Origin of the sequence: Emergencia sp. 1XD21-10 (assembly GCF_009936045.1) — a bacterium.
GTDB lineage: Bacteria > Bacillota > Clostridia > Peptostreptococcales > Anaerovoracaceae > Senimuribacter > Senimuribacter intestinalis.
In genome coordinates this window covers 1-17227 of sequence record NZ_QWEQ01000010.1, presented here as the reverse complement: position 1 = coordinate 17227, position 17227 = coordinate 1, and the positions used below count along the sequence as shown (strand labels likewise).

General features: G+C 43.4%; 25 protein-coding genes. 8 read left to right on the top strand and 17 right to left on the bottom strand.

Annotated features, from left to right (window positions below; genetic code table 11):
* Nucleotides 1-41 precede the first annotated feature (41 nt).
* From D1151_RS07125 to D1151_RS07090, 8 genes are all read right to left on the bottom strand, one after another.
* The gene (locus tag D1151_RS07125) at nt 42-653 is read right to left on the bottom strand and encodes a class I SAM-dependent methyltransferase (RefSeq protein ID WP_161908437.1); all 612 of its coding nucleotides are present in this window, start codon (nt 651-653) and stop codon (nt 42-44) included.
* Nucleotides 654-674: 21 nt separating this feature from the next.
* Nucleotides 675-1850, bottom strand: coding sequence for an MBL fold metallo-hydrolase (locus tag D1151_RS07120; RefSeq protein ID WP_161908436.1), 1176 nt, complete (start codon nt 1848-1850; stop codon nt 675-677).
* Between the two features lie 196 nt (nt 1851-2046).
* Complete coding sequence (locus D1151_RS07115; protein WP_160201332.1) at nt 2047-2478, bottom strand: DUF4854 domain-containing protein; 432 nt, start codon at nt 2476-2478, stop codon at nt 2047-2049.
* A gap of 182 nt (nt 2479-2660) precedes the next feature.
* The gene (locus D1151_RS07110; protein WP_161908434.1) at nt 2661-3251 is read right to left on the bottom strand and encodes a 4Fe-4S binding protein; all 591 of its coding nucleotides are present in this window, start codon (nt 3249-3251) and stop codon (nt 2661-2663) included.
* A complete protein-coding gene (locus D1151_RS07105) occupies nt 3248-3454 on the bottom strand; it encodes a 4Fe-4S binding protein (protein WP_160201330.1) in 207 nt (68 codons plus the stop codon). The genes D1151_RS07110 and D1151_RS07105 overlap by 4 nt, the downstream gene beginning before the upstream one ends.
* A 92-nt stretch (nt 3455-3546) precedes the next feature.
* The gene (locus D1151_RS07100; RefSeq protein ID WP_243151179.1) at nt 3547-4215 is read right to left on the bottom strand and encodes a Crp/Fnr family transcriptional regulator; all 669 of its coding nucleotides are present in this window, start codon (nt 4213-4215) and stop codon (nt 3547-3549) included.
* A 30-nt stretch (nt 4216-4245) separates the two neighbouring features.
* The gene (locus tag D1151_RS07095) at nt 4246-4473 is read right to left on the bottom strand and encodes a transposase (RefSeq protein WP_160201328.1); all 228 of its coding nucleotides are present in this window, start codon (nt 4471-4473) and stop codon (nt 4246-4248) included.
* A 237-nt stretch (nt 4474-4710) separates the two neighbouring features.
* Nucleotides 4711-4869: a hypothetical protein gene (locus tag D1151_RS07090; RefSeq protein ID WP_161908432.1), complete on the bottom strand. Its 159-nt coding sequence runs from the start codon at nt 4867-4869 to the stop codon at nt 4711-4713.
* A 636-nt stretch (nt 4870-5505) separates the two neighbouring features.
* Between D1151_RS07090 and D1151_RS07085 the strand changes: the two genes are divergently transcribed.
* The 5 genes from D1151_RS07085 to D1151_RS07070 all read left to right on the top strand — a co-directional run bounded on the left by D1151_RS07085 (nt 5506) and on the right by D1151_RS07070 (nt 7162).
* Nucleotides 5506-5808 (top strand): type II toxin-antitoxin system RelB/DinJ family antitoxin, encoded by a 303-nt coding sequence (locus D1151_RS07085; protein WP_161908431.1) that lies wholly within the window; start codon nt 5506-5508, stop codon nt 5806-5808.
* Nucleotides 5805-5951 carry a type II toxin-antitoxin system RelE/ParE family toxin gene (locus D1151_RS17165; protein ID WP_330588312.1) on the top strand — a complete coding sequence of 49 codons (147 nt, stop codon included), beginning with the start codon at nt 5805-5807 and terminating at the stop codon, nt 5949-5951. Before D1151_RS07085 ends, D1151_RS17165 begins: the two co-directional genes overlap by 4 nt.
* Before the next feature lie 4 nt (nt 5952-5955).
* Nucleotides 5956-6138, top strand: a complete 183-nt coding sequence (locus D1151_RS17160) for a type II toxin-antitoxin system RelE/ParE family toxin (RefSeq protein ID WP_330588315.1) — start codon at nt 5956-5958, stop codon at nt 6136-6138.
* Nucleotides 6139-6471: 333 nt separating this feature from the next.
* Nucleotides 6472-6747 (top strand): hypothetical protein, encoded by a 276-nt coding sequence (locus tag D1151_RS16865; protein ID WP_243151178.1) that lies wholly within the window; start codon nt 6472-6474, stop codon nt 6745-6747.
* A gap of 136 nt (nt 6748-6883) precedes the next feature.
* Nucleotides 6884-7162: an integrase core domain-containing protein gene (locus D1151_RS07070; protein ID WP_243151177.1), complete on the top strand. Its 279-nt coding sequence runs from the start codon at nt 6884-6886 to the stop codon at nt 7160-7162.
* Between the two features lie 18 nt (nt 7163-7180).
* On the opposite strand, the gene rhuM is transcribed toward D1151_RS07070, so the two are convergent.
* Genes rhuM through tgt form a run of 4 tightly spaced genes read right to left on the bottom strand, consistent with a single transcriptional unit; the run spans nt 7181 to nt 10241 of the window.
* Nucleotides 7181-7576 carry a RhuM family protein gene (gene rhuM / locus D1151_RS17155; RefSeq protein WP_330588311.1) on the bottom strand — a complete coding sequence of 132 codons (396 nt, stop codon included), beginning with the start codon at nt 7574-7576 and terminating at the stop codon, nt 7181-7183.
* Nucleotides 7513-7935 (bottom strand): RhuM family protein, encoded by a 423-nt coding sequence (locus D1151_RS17150; protein WP_330588310.1) that lies wholly within the window; start codon nt 7933-7935, stop codon nt 7513-7515. Before D1151_RS17150 ends, rhuM begins: the two co-directional genes overlap by 64 nt.
* Before the next feature lie 13 nt (nt 7936-7948).
* Nucleotides 7949-9142, bottom strand: coding sequence for a 23S rRNA (uracil(1939)-C(5))-methyltransferase RlmD (rlmD, locus tag D1151_RS07060; protein WP_243151176.1), 1194 nt, complete (start codon nt 9140-9142; stop codon nt 7949-7951).
* Nucleotides 9120-10241 carry a tRNA guanosine(34) transglycosylase Tgt gene (tgt, locus tag D1151_RS07055; protein ID WP_161908429.1) on the bottom strand — a complete coding sequence of 374 codons (1122 nt, stop codon included), beginning with the start codon at nt 10239-10241 and terminating at the stop codon, nt 9120-9122. Before tgt ends, rlmD begins: the two co-directional genes overlap by 23 nt.
* A 141-nt stretch (nt 10242-10382) precedes the next feature.
* Here tgt and D1151_RS07050 point away from each other — a divergent pair, with 141 nt between their 5' ends.
* Nucleotides 10383-10895, top strand: a complete 513-nt coding sequence (locus D1151_RS07050; protein WP_161908428.1) for a ferritin — start codon at nt 10383-10385, stop codon at nt 10893-10895.
* Between the two features lie 66 nt (nt 10896-10961).
* Here D1151_RS07050 and queA read toward each other — a convergent pair whose 3' ends face one another.
* Genes queA through ruvC form a run of 4 tightly spaced genes read right to left on the bottom strand, consistent with a single transcriptional unit; the run spans nt 10962 to nt 14244 of the window.
* Entirely contained in the window at nt 10962-12005 is a 1044-nt protein-coding gene (queA, locus tag D1151_RS07045; RefSeq protein WP_161908427.1) for a tRNA preQ1(34) S-adenosylmethionine ribosyltransferase-isomerase QueA, read from the bottom strand.
* Nucleotides 12006-12021: 16 nt separating this feature from the next.
* Nucleotides 12022-13095, bottom strand: a complete 1074-nt coding sequence (gene ruvB, locus D1151_RS07040; RefSeq protein ID WP_330588309.1) for a Holliday junction branch migration DNA helicase RuvB — start codon at nt 13093-13095, stop codon at nt 12022-12024.
* Nucleotides 13096-13134: 39 nt separating this feature from the next.
* Entirely contained in the window at nt 13135-13731 is a 597-nt protein-coding gene (gene ruvA / locus D1151_RS07035; RefSeq protein ID WP_160201320.1) for a Holliday junction branch migration protein RuvA, read from the bottom strand.
* Nucleotides 13732-13740: 9 nt separating this feature from the next.
* Nucleotides 13741-14244, bottom strand: a complete 504-nt coding sequence (gene ruvC / locus D1151_RS07030) for a crossover junction endodeoxyribonuclease RuvC (RefSeq protein WP_160201319.1) — start codon at nt 14242-14244, stop codon at nt 13741-13743.
* 168 nt (nt 14245-14412) lie between these two features.
* Here ruvC and D1151_RS07025 point away from each other — a divergent pair, with 168 nt between their 5' ends.
* Nucleotides 14413-14880: an arginine repressor gene (locus D1151_RS07025; protein WP_160201318.1), complete on the top strand. Its 468-nt coding sequence runs from the start codon at nt 14413-14415 to the stop codon at nt 14878-14880.
* Nucleotides 14877-16505, top strand: coding sequence for a DNA repair protein RecN (gene recN, locus D1151_RS07020; protein WP_161908426.1), 1629 nt, complete (start codon nt 14877-14879; stop codon nt 16503-16505). The genes D1151_RS07025 and recN overlap by 4 nt, the downstream gene beginning before the upstream one ends.
* 68 nt (nt 16506-16573) lie before the next feature.
* On the opposite strand, the gene D1151_RS07015 is transcribed toward recN, so the two are convergent.
* Nucleotides 16574-17227 (bottom strand): proline racemase family protein (locus tag D1151_RS07015; protein ID WP_161908425.1); only part of this gene is annotated, 654 nt, incomplete at its 5' end.

Sequence of the window (17227 nt, the reverse complement as noted above, 5' to 3'; positions counted from 1 at the left end):
AGTTTCCTGTTCAGCCATTGTTTCTTATCTATTTTCTACCATTACTTTTTTGTAATCCACAAAATTTCCGGCGGATTTTTCTTCTGGTTGGGAAAGTCTACATGTGCCGTATGAAAACGAGACGTAGATAACTGCTCTGCAAATTTCAATAATGCGTCTTTTTCTCTCGCCCCTTCTTCATGTCCCGGGTACAGGACCAGCGTCACGATTCCGCCTGGCGCAATGATGGAAAGCGCCTGCTGCACCGCAAGCAATGTATCTTCCGTTTTGGTGGTCATTTTCTTATCGCCGCCAGGCAAATAGCCCAAGTTAAAAACTATCGCTTTGGGTTCCAACGCAACCTCAGCTGCCACATTCTGCTCATTTCTTTCCTTCCATGCACGCCAGTACGTTTCCAAATTCACAAAACTGCCGCAGATAAATTCCGTATTCTCAATCTGGTTTGCGGATAAAAGCTCCCGGCTTGCATGAATGGCTTCTTCCTGCAAGTCTATGGCCAGAATTCTCCCGCTCATACCTGTCGCTTGTGCCAGCGTCAGTGTATCGTTCCCATTGCCGCAAGTAGCATCAATAGCAGTATCTCCCTCGCGAAGATAGGAACGAGTGATCGTCATAGCAACAGCAACAGTTTGTGTCAAAAGATTTTCATTCATAACTCCTCCAAAAGCTGTTTTCTACAGTATAGCATATTCCTCTCCGTCTGCAAGAAAAACTACTCTGTTTTGCATACTGCCCAGCTTGATTTTTTCCGGCTGCTCTGTATGAATGGGAATTACTTTTTTCGGCGCCACATGCCGGACACAAGTCCAGATTGCTTCTTCTGAAGCATGCCCGGATGTATGTAGTTTAACCGCATAACGAAAACCGCCAAACATCTTTTCTAAGTTCTGCTTATGTTTTTTCAAGTATCCCTCTGACATGGAATAAATCATCAGCGATTTTTCATTGTGCCTTTCTATATACGGTTTTACCGCCTCCGCAAAGGATTTTTCGCCCCGCACCGCCATGCAGAAACCGCCTTCCTGCTGCACCTGCTGTGCCAACGCCTCCAAATACACTTTGCTGTTTTCAAACTGGTATTCCTTTGAGTTCGTTGTATCAAACTCTCGTACTGTTTCGAGAAGCTTCATCTGATAAGGGTCGCAAAAAAATGCGCCTTTGGAAAGAGCCGCCTTGTGAAACACCGCCAGCCTGTCAAAATCGGTTGGACTGCACAAGACAAAAGTATAGGCAAACCGCTCCATCAGTACTCTGGCCGCCTCTCCCAGCTCTCGCTCCGCTGTTGTGACAGGGTTGTGATAAGACAAGTTTGTGCCCTCTGTAATCATCAGATCCACTGTTTCAGAAAGTGGCGCAAGCCTTTGTTCCATCTGCGCACCTTTGAGACCATGCAGCCTGTAATCTCCTGTATGCAGCACCCTTTTGCCATCTGCTTCAATCAGAAGCATATAAGCGTCAAAAGCGGAATGATCCGCTAAAATCGGCGTAATCTTTATGTCTCCGATTGTAAAGGTTTTTCCCTCCTGATAGGTATGCATCTTGTTAATCCTGTCTGTCAGCGGGCTCTCCGCCTGTTCTTTCTCTAAAAAAAGTATTTCTTTTGCCGCCTGCCCGATGTACAGCGGAATATTCTTCGCAATGTATTCTAAAAGACCTACATGGTCGTTGTGATAATGGGTAAAAACAACTGCGTCATAAGGATCATCAATGGACAGATTTTCCGCCGGCATATTCCCCTTCGTATCTGGAAGCTGTTTTCCCATATCGATCAAAATTCTCGTCTGCCGTGTTGAAATCCCCACGATACAGCCGCCAATCTGATGAGTTCCACGATAAATTTTTATGTTCAAGATGCACACCCCCTGCTTCATTGTAAGCGGAGAGGTAAAGGGTTATGTCTGTTTTCGGGAAAAAGGATAAGAAAGTCGGCTACGCCGATTCTACTCAAAGGTAGACTTTCTTGATATTCCGGAAATATCAAAAATCGATATTTCCTACATAATAAGAAAAAGACTGCCGTAACAGGCAGTCTCTTCGTTCCGTTCTTTACTTTGCTTCAAAGGTTTCGTTGTAAATTTCACTGTCATCGCCGTTGAGGTAAAGCACTTGTACGGTGATACCGTCAATTTCGGTCTGTTCCTGACAGCTCTTTGCGATGTTTTCGAATACGGAGCCCATGGACTCCATCGCACCGTCAAAGTAAGACTTCATCTGTTCTACAGCATCTTCATCAAAGGTTTCATCATACTTGAAAGAATAGATAATGGTATTTTCTTTGATCTGTAAATCAACAGCCATGCCATCCTGCTTATAAGAAGCAACTGCATCGTCCATCGCCTTCTGTTCGTCTGGATGATCTGCCATATACTTTTCTAAAGTGTTCGGTTCATCACTGCCGCAACCAGTCAGCACTGCTGTAACGCCCATAATCATCACTAGGGATAACAGGACTGCAAAAATTTTAGATGTTTTTTTCATTTTTCTTTCTCCTTTAACTAATATCAAAGTATTCTGCTTTCATTTCTCCATGCCTGACCACACAAAGAAACAAACGAAAGTATTTTTATTATACTACAAACATCGACAAGATTCAAGATAAATTGATTTGCTAAAAGCTGGCAATTCGCTTGTTGTAAATTCTGCCAGTACCAGAATTAGAATTACGTTGCCTTTTCTTCTTTGTTTCTGTTTTTCAGCTGACAGATACCCTGTGTCATCGTACCCATCGGGCAAAAGGTACACCAAGTTCTCGGTTTATAAAGTACCATGACGATCAGTCCCAGTAAAAGGGAGGTCAGCATTAGGCTGTAGAGTCCAAAGCTGTACTGGGCAATCCAGTCGGAAACTGTTCCCTGGCTATATGTCCAGCCCCACGGCACCCGAAACGTCCAGAAAGGTTTAATAGTTTCTTTCAGCGAACCTGCACCGGCAGCCACCAGATAGGTCTGAAACAGCATATTGCCAAACATAGTCATAAAAAACGTCAAAAATCCGTAGCGAAACCATTTAGAATACATCCAATTGGGCGTCGGTCTGTTGCGGGAACAATGGCATCCTGCACCTAATTTCTGATATAATTGTCCCCTGCCGCAATACCGGTTGCAGAACCCTTTGGTACCGCCAAAAATGGCAAAGCCTAGCGGCAGCAGAAAATCAATCATGCCCAGCCACGCGAACAAGATATTAAAAAATCCAAGTGAAAAATAAACGATGGACCAAATCCACAGCCATGTGTACCACGGTTTTTTCATTGCACCTCACCTCTTTCGATCACGGTAATACAGCCTGTCGGACAAACCTTTGCACATCTTCCGCAGCCAACGCAGGTTTCGCTGCCGCAGAACGCGTAACACCCTTTGACAATAGAAATCGCGCCTTTAGGACACTCCAGCATACAAGTACCGCAGGCGACGCACCTGCTGCTGTCCACCACAGCATATTTCTTAGATTTCATGGAAACTCCCCTCTCTTATTATCTTATCACCAGGATAGCAAAAATTCTGCTTTCGTTCCGTGATCAAAGTCACCGAAAAAATACAGAACCTGTCATCTCGCCAGGTTCCGCAGTTTTTTCATATCAAGAATCCGTATCCCTTTCCTGGATACTTCGACAACGCCATCCCCGGCAAACCGTTTCAGCATTCTTGAAACCACTTCTCTTGCCGTGCCCAGATGCCGCGCAATCTGTTCATGGGTCATAGTGATCAGCATTTGATCGTTAATTCCTGCATCTTCCAGCAGAAAGAGCGCCAGACGCTGATCCATACTCATAAAGACAACCTGCTGCATAATCCACATCACGTCTGAAAATCTGCCGACTGCTGTTTCCAGTGCATAAATCTTTGCTGCCGGCACCCTGGCGCTGATTTCACCAAATGCGGATGCTGCAATCATATAGCAGTCACTGGGAACCTCTGCCTCTACAAATACATCAAATGTAATACTTTCAAGCACGCAGGACGCTGAAAGCATGCAGATTTCGCCGGGAAGCAGCCTGTACAGCGTAATCTCTTTTCCTTCCTCTGAGAGCATATATAAGCGGAGCCGCCCGCTTTTTACAATAAACAGACCTGTGCATCCAATGTTGTCATGAACCATCTGGGCTTTCTCAAACCGTACAAGGGAGGACTGCTGGCAGAGAAACGCGCGGTCTGCTGCTGTCAGCTCCTCCCAAAATGGAAAGTAGGATTGATATGCTGTTTCAAACTCGTTCAAAATCATTTACCTCCAGAATTTTTTATCATACTATCCCAGGTAATCATTGTCAATGTTTCTTTTTTTAGGATTGATCGCTTTTCCATACATCTGGCTTAACTGCTTTGCAATACGTCTTGCTCCTGCTGACATACGACTTGCAAGAAATAGTTCCAATACATCATGATAAATCATCTGATTTTCTTGTTCACAGGTTGAGGCTTCTCGTCCCAGCCAATCATAGTATCCGCTTTTTGAAACCTGTAGTACTTCAGCCATCTTCTTAACACTGAATGCATCTTTGTGTTCTTGAAAATCAGAACTCTGTCAATCCTGTTAATATCAAAGGGTAAAATGATGAAAAAATCACTGTCCTGACGCATATTTGTTGACAAAAATACAAAAAAATAAGTTTTTTGTCAATGTTACAGTTCTCACAATCTTCCGCGCGTTTACCCTGAACAATTCCCAAAGTTTACTCGCGTTTATTTGTTATTTTATCGCAAATATATCTGCCTACTTTCCTTTTGGCTTTTTGATTGTGCCTTGCAGCACTTCTGCACCCCTAAAATATGCGTAAATCCCATCTATTTTTCTCCCAGAATAGAAATTCTTATCGTTTACCCTCATAAGCGAGTAGGTAGCATCAAATCCGTTATCCTTCAGTTGTTCCATAAAGATAATATCCTTTACAAAAGAATACATCTGTTCCGGGTATTGCCCATTCATCGGATATTTAAGTTCAATCGCATATTTTTCTGTTTCATTATATACTGCAATGTCTATTTCATGTTTAATAGTTCCTGCTATCCCAAATAACTTTGTATTGCGTTCAAATTGCACCCTATAATCCTGTAGCTGTTTTCTTAAAGAAATCCCAATTCATGCTAAAGACTAGATTCATTATATATCTCAATCTGGTCATCTTCAACCATACTGATAAATTCATATAGTAATTTTTTAATCATATCCCCTTTTCCATCTTATACACCAAAGAATACAATCATCTATGTTTTTATATTTGTATTGTACCAACAACATTATTATATTTCCAAAATTGAATACTTTCAATAACATTCTTCAAAATTTCACAAGATTCACCTTTCGTCTATCTGCTGCAATTGCAGCAGATGTTAAAGATTCTATTAATACCCTCTCTTGTTATAATAGTGCTGACAAATGCGCATTTCCAACTCACTCGCATCGTCGCTATTTTCCTTTTCATCCTCTTTATGCTTTGCAATATTGCTTGCATTTACTTGTATTTTTCTGCAATCATTGATATAATATAGACAAAGGAGTGTGATCACTATGGCAAACACAACAGCTGTCTATGCCCGCATTGATACTGATTTAAAAGAAAACGCTGAAAATATTCTTCGGCAGTTAGGAATTTCTCCTTCCAGCGCGATTCAAATGCTTTACAGCCAAATTGTTCTCACAAGAGGAATGCCTTTGAATTTACAGTTACCATCCAGAAAACCAACTTCTATTGACGGTATGAGTCGTGCGGAACTCGACCTTGAACTTATGAAAGGCATCGAATCCTTAAAGTCCGGCAGCCTTACCGCTGATGAAGTGGATGCCGAACTGATGAAAGAGTTTGGTATATGAGCGAGCAGTACAAAGTCATCTACTCTCCACAAGCAGCAGATGACTTAAAAGATATTTATTCTTATATTGCATTTGAACTTTTAGTTCCAGATACTGCAAAAAAATCAAGTGAACCGTATCCGAAAGCAAATCCGTTCACTTGATTTTATGCCCGCCAGATTTCCCATTGTTGACTGGGAACCCTGGCAAAGCATGAAAATGCATAAAATACCCATAGATAACTTTATAGTTTTTTACCTCATTGATTCCGATCATCTTTGCGTCACAATTATCCGTATTGTCTATGGCGGAAGAGATATCGAATTTATTGCACAGTCAGATAAAATATGAGTTTAAAGAATAGTAATTTTTTGATTCATAATAAATGTTGAATAGAATTTCAAGAAACTTTATCATTGACCAGAAACAAGCTGAAGTTATAAAAAAATCTGCCATAAATATTGAAGTTTACAGCATGGATAAATAGATGCATGACTTGAAACAGATGGTATTCTCACCGGTGCCGGTGGAAAAAAATAACATACAAGCACCATCAATAAGATTCCCGAAATGAAAAACACATCGGTAATGTCTTACTTCAAAAAACCTGTACCACAGACTTTCTTAACAAAATCGGAGCTAAGAATAACGGTTCTGTTCAGCAATACTATGTAGAAGACAATCATGAAGCTATTATTCCGAAAGAAATCTTTATGTGAGTTCAAGGAGAATTGGTGCGCAGACAAATTGTTAAGACCAGCACCAACGGGAAGAAACACAGCTACAGCTGTAACCAACGCTTCTCACAAATTATCATTTGCGGAGACTGCGGTGAGATGTTCAGAAGAATCCACTGGACTGAAATGCCACGCCCGAACCATCAACAAGCTGATTCTTGAGGACGCCGTCGTCAAAGCCGTCAATCAAATGCTTGGTGATAAAAACAACTATCAAACGTAACGGCAACTCAACATTGCCACAGTTATCTGCGCTTCTCAGGCAACTGCCATAGACAGTATTAACGAAAAACTGACGACCTTGCAGCAAGAACTCATTCAAAAGACCAATAGCAAAGAGAATCTGGATGAAATAGCAGATGAGATTTTCAGAATCCGAGAACTCCACCAAACGATTTGTCAGCAAAAGAGCAGATGATCTTAGCCAATTCGAGAAGAAACTCAAAGGGCTGGGTATCGAGCATAAGCTGATTAAACCTTTTACCCCAAGACATAATGGAAAGGTAGAACCCTCACATAGAAAAGACAACGAATACTTCTATGCAACCCATACGTTCTACTCCTTTGCAGACTTTGCCGCCCAGCTAAAAGTCCATAACCGAAAGTACAACAACTTTCCTATGCGTCCACTAAAGTGAATTTCTCCTAAGGACACTTTATTTAATTTTTTGCATGACGGTGTAACATATGGTTGACAAACCTTCATCCGGTGCTACTGCCCATGTAGTTAATCCCTTGTGTGGCTTATCTGCATCTGCACGCTCGTAAATCAACTCTGCTGCTGTATGTCCATGCACCGCATAATGCATTTTATTCTGCACCTTTGCAAAGAACTGTTTGGTTGTTTTCGCAGTTCGGCCATAGTCAAGTGCCGTTGCATAGATGTCCGTTATCTTTTGATAAAATCTTCGCTCCGACAAACGGATTTCCCGAATCTGCTCCAGCAGACGGTCGAAGTATTCTACTGTAAGCGCAGAGCCACCATTTTTCAGACGTTCATCATCCTGACCCAGCCTTTGATAGTGTAGTCCTTTGCAATCTGATTTACCCATTTACGAAACTGAACTGCACGCTCAGAATTGACCTTAAAACCTACTGCAATAATCATTTGAAGATTGTAATGCTTCGTATCACGAGTAACCTGACGGGAACCTTCGGTTTGAACTATCCGGAAATTCCGGATAGTTGCATCTTCCTCAAGTTCAGAATTGGAATATATCTTTTTAATGTGCTCATTGATTGTACGAACATCCACATCATACAATGTAGCCATCATTTTCTGCGTCAACCATATATTCTCATCCTTATAGCGCATTTCAATACTGTCTTGTTGTCCACCAACAGAGGCAACATAAGTTAAGTATTCTGACGCACTAGAACGGATAGTTATTTCATCTTTCTTCTTTTTCACAAATGTTTCCTCATTATTTCCGCTCCAGCATCACAATACACTCCGTATGTTTCGTCCAAGGGAAATTGTCAAAGGGCTTCGCATACTTCACCACATACCCGCTATAAACAAACTGCTGCAGATTCAGCGCCAGGCTCTTTGGGTTGCAGCTGATATAGACAATCTGCGGCACGCCGTAACTGATAATCTTTTCCACAGCGTCCATGGACATTCCCACCCGCGGCGGGTCAACCACGATGACCTCCGGCTTTTCGTTGATACTGCTGAGCACCTTGAACACGTCGCCGGCAATAAACTTGCAATTGGAAAGTGCATTGAGCTCTGCGTTTACTTTGGCTGCCTCCACGGCTTCCTCCACCAGTTCCACGCCGGTGACTTCTTTGGCTTTCAGCGCAAGCACCTGGCTGATGGTGCCGGTACCGCAGTACAGGTCAAAGGCTTTCTTTCCCGAAAAGTCGTCAATCAAAGCCAGGGCTTCACTGTACAGCCGTTCCACCGCCTCCACATTGGTCTGGAAAAACGAAAAAGCGCTGACCTTAAACTTTAGACCCAGAATTTCTTCCATATAGTAATCCCTGCCCCACAGAACTTTCAGCTCCTCGCAGGTGACTTTGTCCGCAATGTTGTCGTTTAGGGTGCGCAAAATGCCGACAATCTGATTTTGTAGCGACAGTCCTTGCAGCCCCTTTACATAATCTTCCTCGTCAAAGCTCGCTTCCCTGCTCGTCACCAAATTGATCAAAAGCTCTCCAGTGCGAATGCCTTTACGAATCACCAGATTGCGCAAAAGACCCTTGTGGGATTTTTTATTATAATGCGAATAACCATGTTTCTCCGCAAAGTCCAGATGGAAGCGCAGCACTTTGTTAAAGTCCTCGTCGACAAGCTGGCATTGATCCACGGTGATGATAGACATGAAATTCTTTTTCTTGTGCATCCCCAGGCAAATCGGACCATCCTTGACAAAATCCCCAAAGGTATACTCCATCTTGTTTCTGTATCTATATTTGTGTGCCGCCGGGCAGCCCTCGATGGGATCGAACACCTCCGGCTTAATGCCCCTGTACGAAAAAAACTGACGAACTTCCCCTTCCTTCAAAGCCAGCTGCTCCTCATACGTCATACCCTGATAGACACAACCGCCGCAAAATTCGTCGTGGACACAAACAGCCAGACAATCCTTGTTAAAATCTTCCATATTTATCATAAAACTCCTTCTTGTATTCTAAGAATCTATCCTCTTCGATAGCAATCCGAATATTTTCCATCATCTTCAAGAGAAAGTGGATATTGTGATTAGACAGCAGCATAGCAGAAAGCATCTCATCCGCCTTAAACAAATGACGCAAATACGCCTTAGAGTAATTTCTGCAGGTATAGCAGTCACATTCCACATCCAGCGGTGTGAAATCACGCTCATATTTTGCATTCTTGATATTGACCCGTCCGTGGCTGGTCATGCAGAGACCATGACGGGCAATTCTGGTCGGAAGCACGCAGTCAAACATATCGACACCCCGCTCTACCCCTTCAAAGAGATAGTCCGGTGTACCGACCCCCATCAGATAACGAGCCTTTTCCTGCGGCAAATAGTCCACACAGTCATCCAAAATGTCAAGCATCAGTTCCTTTGGTTCCCCTACCGAAAGCCCTCCAATGGCGTAGCCTGGCAAATCCAACGCAACAATTTCTTCCGCACTTTGCTTTCTCAAATCCTTATACATGCCGCCCTGCATAATGCCAAACAAGGACTGTCTTTCGATATCCTTATGAGCATCTTTACAGCGCTTCAGCCACCTGGTAGTTCGTTCCAGAGAATTCTTTACGTAAGTTCTATCCGCAGGGTAAGGCGCACACTCGTCGAACGCCATCATAATATCAGATCCCAGCGCATTCTGAATTTCTACCGCCTTTTCCGGTGTCAGCATATGGCGGGATCCATCAATATGACTCTGAAATTTCACACCCTCTTCGGTAATTTTCCGAAGCTTGCCCAGAGAAAATACCTGAAAGCCACCGCTGTCGGTAAGAATCGCTCTGTCCCAGTTCATAAACTTGTGCAGACCTCCCGCTTCTTTGACGATATCGTGTCCCGGTCTTAGATAGAGGTGGTAAGTGTTAGACAGTATGATATTAGCTCCCATATCTGCCACCTGCTCCGGACGCATTGCCTTAACCGTTGCCTGGGTGCCAACCGGCATAAAAACAGGAGTCTGTATATCTCCATGAGGCGTATGTACAATCCCTCTTCGAGCCTTAGTTCTCGAGTCAGACTTTAATAATTCATAAGTAACTGCATGTTTCATATTTGATATAATTCCTTTCTTTTCGTTGCAGTAATTCTTTACTATTATACACTACTTTCTTCTTTTTCCATAGCTTGAATTTTTTATTTTTTAGTGATATGATAATTGCAGAATAAATGCAATTGAAGGGAGCTAATTATCATGATTAAAGAAAACGTAGCACAACTTTTAAACGACCAGATTAACAAGGAACTTTATTCAGCCTATTTGTATCTGGAATTCTCTAACTTTTATAACGATCAGGGCTTAAACGGCTTCGCCAACTGGTACATGATTCAGGCGCAGGAGGAACGCGATCACGCTATGCTGTTTATGCAGTACATGCAGAACAACGACTTGAAAGTTACTTTAGACGCTATCGCAAAGCCAGATGCGGAACTTAAAACCAACATGGACCCGCTGACAGCAGGTCTTAAGCACGAAAAATACGTGACTGAGCTGATTCACACCATTTACGATGCAGCTTACGAAAATAAAGATTTCCGCACCATGCAGTTCCTTGACTGGTTTGTTAAAGAACAGGGTGAAGAAGAAACCAACGCAAACGACATGATTAAGAAAATGGAACTGTTCGGCAACGATCCTAAGAGTCTATACCTTTTAGATCAGGAAATGGCAGCACGTACTTACAGCGCACCGTCCCTTACTTTATAAAGATAAAATCGCTTGCACTTAAAATGCGACTTATGCGCACTGCAAGCGGTTTCTTTGTCTTATTATTTATTCTATCAGCATTGCATCACCGTAGCTAAAAAAACGGTACTTTTCGGCTACAGCAATTTCGTATGCTTTTAAAATCTGTTCTCGATTATACAGCGCTGAAATCAGCATAAGCAGCGTGGACTTCGGCAGATGAAAATTAGTAATCAATGCTTCAACCACTTTGAACTGGTAGCCGGGATAGATGAAAATACCCGTACTTCCTGCCCCAGCCTTCACTAGGAACTTCCCGCTGGCTTCATCCGTATAAGCTGCGCTTTCCAAGGTTCTAGTAGAGGTTGTACCTACAGATACAATTCGTCCACCTGCCAGAATGGTATCGTTAATCGTCTGTGCAGTTTCTTCATCTACTTCATATTCCTCAAAGTGCATGTGATGATCTTCTACATTCTCACACTTCACTGGTCTAAAAGTGCCAATTCCTACATGAAGGGTCACATAAGCCAGCCTAACACCCTTTGCTTCGGCTTTTTTAAGCAATTCTTCTGTAAAATGCAGACCAGCAGTCGGCGCAGCTACAGACCCCTCTTCCTTACAGTAAACTGTCTGATACATATCCCTGTCTTCTACTGTACTTTCCCGTTCGATGTATGGAGGCAGCGGCATTTTCCCCAGTTCTTCAAGCCGCTCCATAAAAATGCCCTCATAAAAAAACTCCACAATACGGGTGCCGTCTTCACCATAATCCAGAATTTTGGCACTGAAATTTTCTCCAAAAGAAACGCTGTCACCAGGCTTCAGCCGTTTCCCTGGCTTTACCATAGTCTCCCAGCGGTCACCGTCAAGACGCTTAATCAGCAAAAATTCAATCTTTGCCCCAGTTTTCTCTTTCTCTCCAAAGAGCCTTGCCGGAAGAACTTTGGAGTTATTCATAACCAAGCAATCCCCTGGCTGCAAATAATCCAGGATATCATAAAAATGTTTATGGTCTACCGACCCTTTTTCTCTATTTAATACCATAAGCCTGCAGACGTCTCGCTGCTCAGAAGGTCTCTGCGCAATCAACTCCTGCGGCAGGGTATAATCAAAATCATCTATTCTCATATTCTATCTGCTCCAATTAAAATAAAGTTTCCTGAGATTCTTCGCCTTCATCTTCATCTGCACTTTTAGCAGCATTCTCAGGTGTCTCGCCCGGATACTCCAGTCCCATGTGTTTATATCCCAGCTGAGATACCATTCTACCCTTCTGGGTACGGTACAAAAGTCCCGACTGAATCAGATAAGGCTCGTAAGCATCTTCTATGGTGACTCGTTCCTCACCGATGGATGCCGCAATAGTGTCAATGCCTACAGGACCACCATTAAAACGTTCGATGATAGCCGACAGAATTTCCCTATCCAGACGCTCTAAGCCTAACTTATCAACCCCCAGCGCCTGCAGCGCCATTTGGGTAATCTCTTCTGTAATCATGCCCTGTCCCCGCACCTGTGAGAAGTCCCTGATTCGTTTCAGTAAACGATTAGCTACACGAGGCGTGCCTCGTGAACATCTTGCCATCTCCAGCAGCGAAGTCTCGTCTGTATCGACACCGAGAAGTCCCGCAGAACGTTTAATAATCTCTGCCAGCTCGTCGTTGGTGTAAAGTTCAAACTTACTGATGACACCAAATCTGTCGCGCAGCGGCGCCGATAAGCTCCCCGCTCTGGTTGTTGCTCCAATCAGCGTAAACTTTGCAATATCCAGTCTGATAGAACGAGCTGACGGCCCCTTTCCGATAATAATATCAAGCGCATAGTCCTCCATAGCGGAATAAAGCACTTCTTCTACCGATCGGTTCAATCTATGAATTTCGTCAATAAATAAAACATCGTTCTCATTGAGATTCGTTAAAATGGCTGCCAAATCTCCTGCCCGTTCAATAGCAGGTCCTGAGGTAATCTTAATATCCACTTCTAGTTCATTGGCAATAATCCCCGCCAGTGTTGTCTTTCCTAAACCTGGCGGACCATAAAACAGCACATGGTCGAGAGGTTCTCCTCTCAGTTTCGCTGCTTCAATAAAAATCTTTAAGTTTTCTTTTGCAGTCCTCTGTCCGATAAAATCATCTAAATGCTGCGGACGCAGGGTTGTCTCCTGCCGCTCTTCCATAAATCCCATGGCACCCGACTGGGTAATTCTCTCTTCCATCATCTAGCCTCAATCTATCCTTATCTATCTTAATTTTATCCTTTAAAACAAATACTTCAGCGCATGTTTGATATAATCCTCGCAGGTCAGATCATTTTCTTTTACCTTGCCGATCGCTTCCATCGCCTCATTCTTGCTGTATCCCAGTGCAACCAGCGCAGCAATAGCCTCACTTCTCTCGTCAGTAACAGGCACATACACATCTCCTGCAGCCATGGCTGCGTCGTCCTCAAAGGTTCCAACCTTATCCTTTAGTTCCAGAATCAAGCGTTCTGCAGTCTTCTTGCCCACACCATTTGCAGACGAAATCGCCTTGACATCACCAGAGGCAATAGCCCGCCTAAGTTCCGACGGCGGCAGTGCACTCATCAGCGCCATCCCTGCCTTTGCTCCCACGCCGTTTACCGTAATCAAAAGTTCAAAAAGCTCCAGACTCTCCTTATCGGAAAAGCCGTAAAGACTAACATCATCTTCCTTCACAATCATGGAAGTAAACACCTTCACCTGCTCTCCCTCTGTATGCTTATATAATACGGAGTTTGCTGGAATGCTCACCTCAAAACCAAGACCGCTGGCAGACTCTATGATAACTGAACTGTTCAGTCCCGGATGAAATATACCTTTTATAAATCTAATCATGGATTCTCCTTATCTCCCACTCAATTTAAAATTTCTAACTCTGTTGCCGGCTGCATGACCATGACAAATTGCCGCAGCCACCGCATCTGCCGTATCGTCGGGCTTCGGTACTTCCTTTAGGTTCAAAATCGCCTTAACCATAGCCTGTACTTGTTTCTTGTCTGCCCTTCCATAACCTACCAAAGCCTGCTTAATCTGCAGCGGCGTGTATTCATTAATCTCAAGACCTCCATTAACACAGGCAAGGACTGCAACGCCTCTGGCTTGTCCCACCATAATAGCTGTCTTAGCATTATTATTGAAAAAAAGTTCTTCTATCGATGCTACCTCTGGCTTGTATTCTGCTATGATTGCAGATAGTTGCGTATATAAATGCTGCAGACGCAGAGGCATTTCCATCTTAGCATCTGTGGTTACCGCGCCGTAATCCACAACAGAAAAATGATTGCCTTTCATATCTAAAACACCCCAGCCTAAAATCGCGTAACCAGGGTCAATTCCTAAAATTCTCATAGCCTTATTTCCTCAGTTGAATCAATCTATTTTATTTATTATAACATAAGAACATACGTTTGTCTACAGCGTTCCCTTTAATTTCTTCAAATAATACGGCTTTCTTTTCCGAAAAAAATCTGTTATAATACGATTAGGAATAGGATTCGGAACAAAAAGGAGATTATTATGCGTTATTCAAGACAAAACAAGATTTTGGAGCTCATTGCAAATAACGAGATCGAAACTCAGGATAAACTGGCATCTATGTTGAAGGAAGAAGGTTTTGAAGTAACACAGGCTACGATATCTCGAGATATCAAGGAACTTCAGCTGATTAAAGTGCTTTCCGGCAGCGGCAAATACAAATATGCCGTCAGCGCACGCCAGGATGCGCCTATTTCCGATCGCTTTGTAAAAATTTTCAGAGAAACTATCACATCTTTTGCTTCAGCACAGAACTTAATTGTCATTAAGACGTTATCCGGCTGCGGACCTGCTGCTGGTGAAGCGGTTGACTGCATCGGGCTTCCTCATGTTGTCGGTTCTGTAGCTGGTGACAATACCCTGCTGATGGTCATCGACAAAGAAGAACACGTGGAAGAGATTCTCTCTATTTTCAACGATATGCTAATTATGAGGTCTAAAGGACAATGATCAATCACATCAGTATTCAAAATTTCGCAATTATAGAAAATACAGAAATCGATTTTGAAGAAGGACTGAATATCATTACAGGAGAAACCGGCAGCGGCAAATCCATTGTAATAGAAGCAATTAGCCTTGCTCTCGGGAGCAGGGCTGATTCTGCTTTTGTCCGTCATGGTGCGCAAAAAGCCGTTGTACAGCTTGCTGGCGAACTGTATGGAGAAGATATCGTCATCACCAGAGAAGTATCTGCTGCCGGCAAAAATCTATGCAAACTCAACGGACAGCTGGTCACTTTGGGAGAACTTTCCGAAACCTGCCGCCGTCTTGCTGATATCCACGGTCAGTACGATAACCAGTCCCTGCTCAACCCCGATAACCACATCAAGCTGGTAGACAGCTTCCATGGTGAACAAATCACTCCAATAAAAGAAGCCTATCAGGTCGCCTACGCTTCCTATCAAGACACAAAATCACGACTGACCAAGCTGCTTTCTGCAGAACAGGACAACCTGAAAAAACTGGATTTTTATCGTTTTGAACAGAGTGAAATCGAAAATGCCCATCTAACACCTGGCGAAGACGAAAGCCTATCAGAGAGAATTTCTATCCTGCAAAACAGTGAAAAAATCTTTGATGCCATTGAAACCGCTTACGGACTTCTCAGCGATGGCGACCGCGATGTGCTCTCTTCTATGGGTACCGGACTTCATGCACTGCAGAGTATCAGCGAATATTCCAAGGAAATTCAAACTTTGACAGAAGAGTTCGCAGACATCTATTATCGCCTGGAAGACCTTTCTTCCGAACTTCGCAGAATTCGTGATGACGTCACTTTCTCCCCTGAGGAGCTGGATGATTCTATCACAAGAATCTCCCAAATCGACGGTCTCAAGAAAAAATACGGCTCCACCATTGAGGAGATTTTAACATATTACGACACTATTTCTGAAGAACTAAATCAGATTGAGAATTTTGATGACGTAAAAGCGCAGCTTCAAGCCGAAGCAGATGCGGCATACAAGGCCCTGTCCGAAAAAGCTGCGCAGCTTACCGAGGTTCGTAAAGCCAGTGCAAAAGAGCTGGAAACTGCTATCGAAAGTGAGCTTCACGATCTGAACTTTGGCAGCGCCAAGCTTTCCATCGACTTCCAGTGTTCTGAAACCTTCGGTCCTGATGGAAACGATGATGTGGAATTCCTGATTTCTACAAACAAAGGTGAGCCGCTGAAGCCTCTGGTAAAAATCGCATCCGGTGGTGAAATTTCAAGAATCATGCTGGCAATCAAAAATATTACCGGCACCTATGACAATATTCCAACTATGATTTTCGATGAAATCGACGCCGGTATTAGTGGAATTACCGCAAGTATCGTTGGACGCAAGCTTCACCAGATTGCAAAAAATCATCAAATTATCTGTATCACCCACCTGCCGCAGATTGCTGCAAGTGGAGATACGCACTATCGTATCTATAAAGAAGAAAACGACAGCAACACCTTTACTACTGTCGAAAAGCTCTCCGATACAGAGACCATCGATGAAATTGCAAGACTTTTGGGCGGTGAAAACATTACCGAAACCACCAGAAAAAGCGCAGTGGAGTTGATGGAACTGACTAAACAAAAAATCTAAGAATCTAAATCATATTTTAAAAAACGCGGCAGTCTCAAGATTTTTGAAACTGCCGCATTTTTGTATGATTATATTTCTACCTCACTACCTGCTTTCGCCGAAAACCCATCCTGCAACGGATCATCCTCCTCCAGCAGAATGCTACCCTTTCCCATCAGGTACGCCCTGCTGTGAATGGTCGGTATCACCTGCCCTCTTTCTGTCTCTTCGATGGTCACGATAAACGGTATACCGGAAATCCCCCGGTTTTCAAGACTCTTCCCCTCATGCAGTCTCCCTTTTCCATGGAGCACCGCTGCCAATGCTGAGGTTCCCGTTCCTGTAGGCGAGCGGTCAAACTGCCGCTTTCCAAATACTGTAAACGTCCTCGTGCTGATTACTCTTTCGCTCTCCCCATCTTCTGCAAAGAGTATCATGCAGATGCCGTTTTCCTTTGCGTTCAGCGCCGGATTTTCTGGATGTACCATCGAAATCTGATCGATGGCGCAGCGTCCGCATTCCATGGCGATATCCAGCATAACTTGGATGTTTTCTGCTCTTATTTCGATTCCAAACTGTCCGATGTCTGCAAAGACCATAAAGGCGCCGCCATAGCCCACATCTACTCTGACTTTTCCATAGGACGGTGTCTGCACCGATTCATCCAGGGCATATGCAAAGGAAAGGTCGTTTTTCAGCGCTATGTCGCTGATTTTCCCTCCTTCTGTCTGTACTGCAAGCTG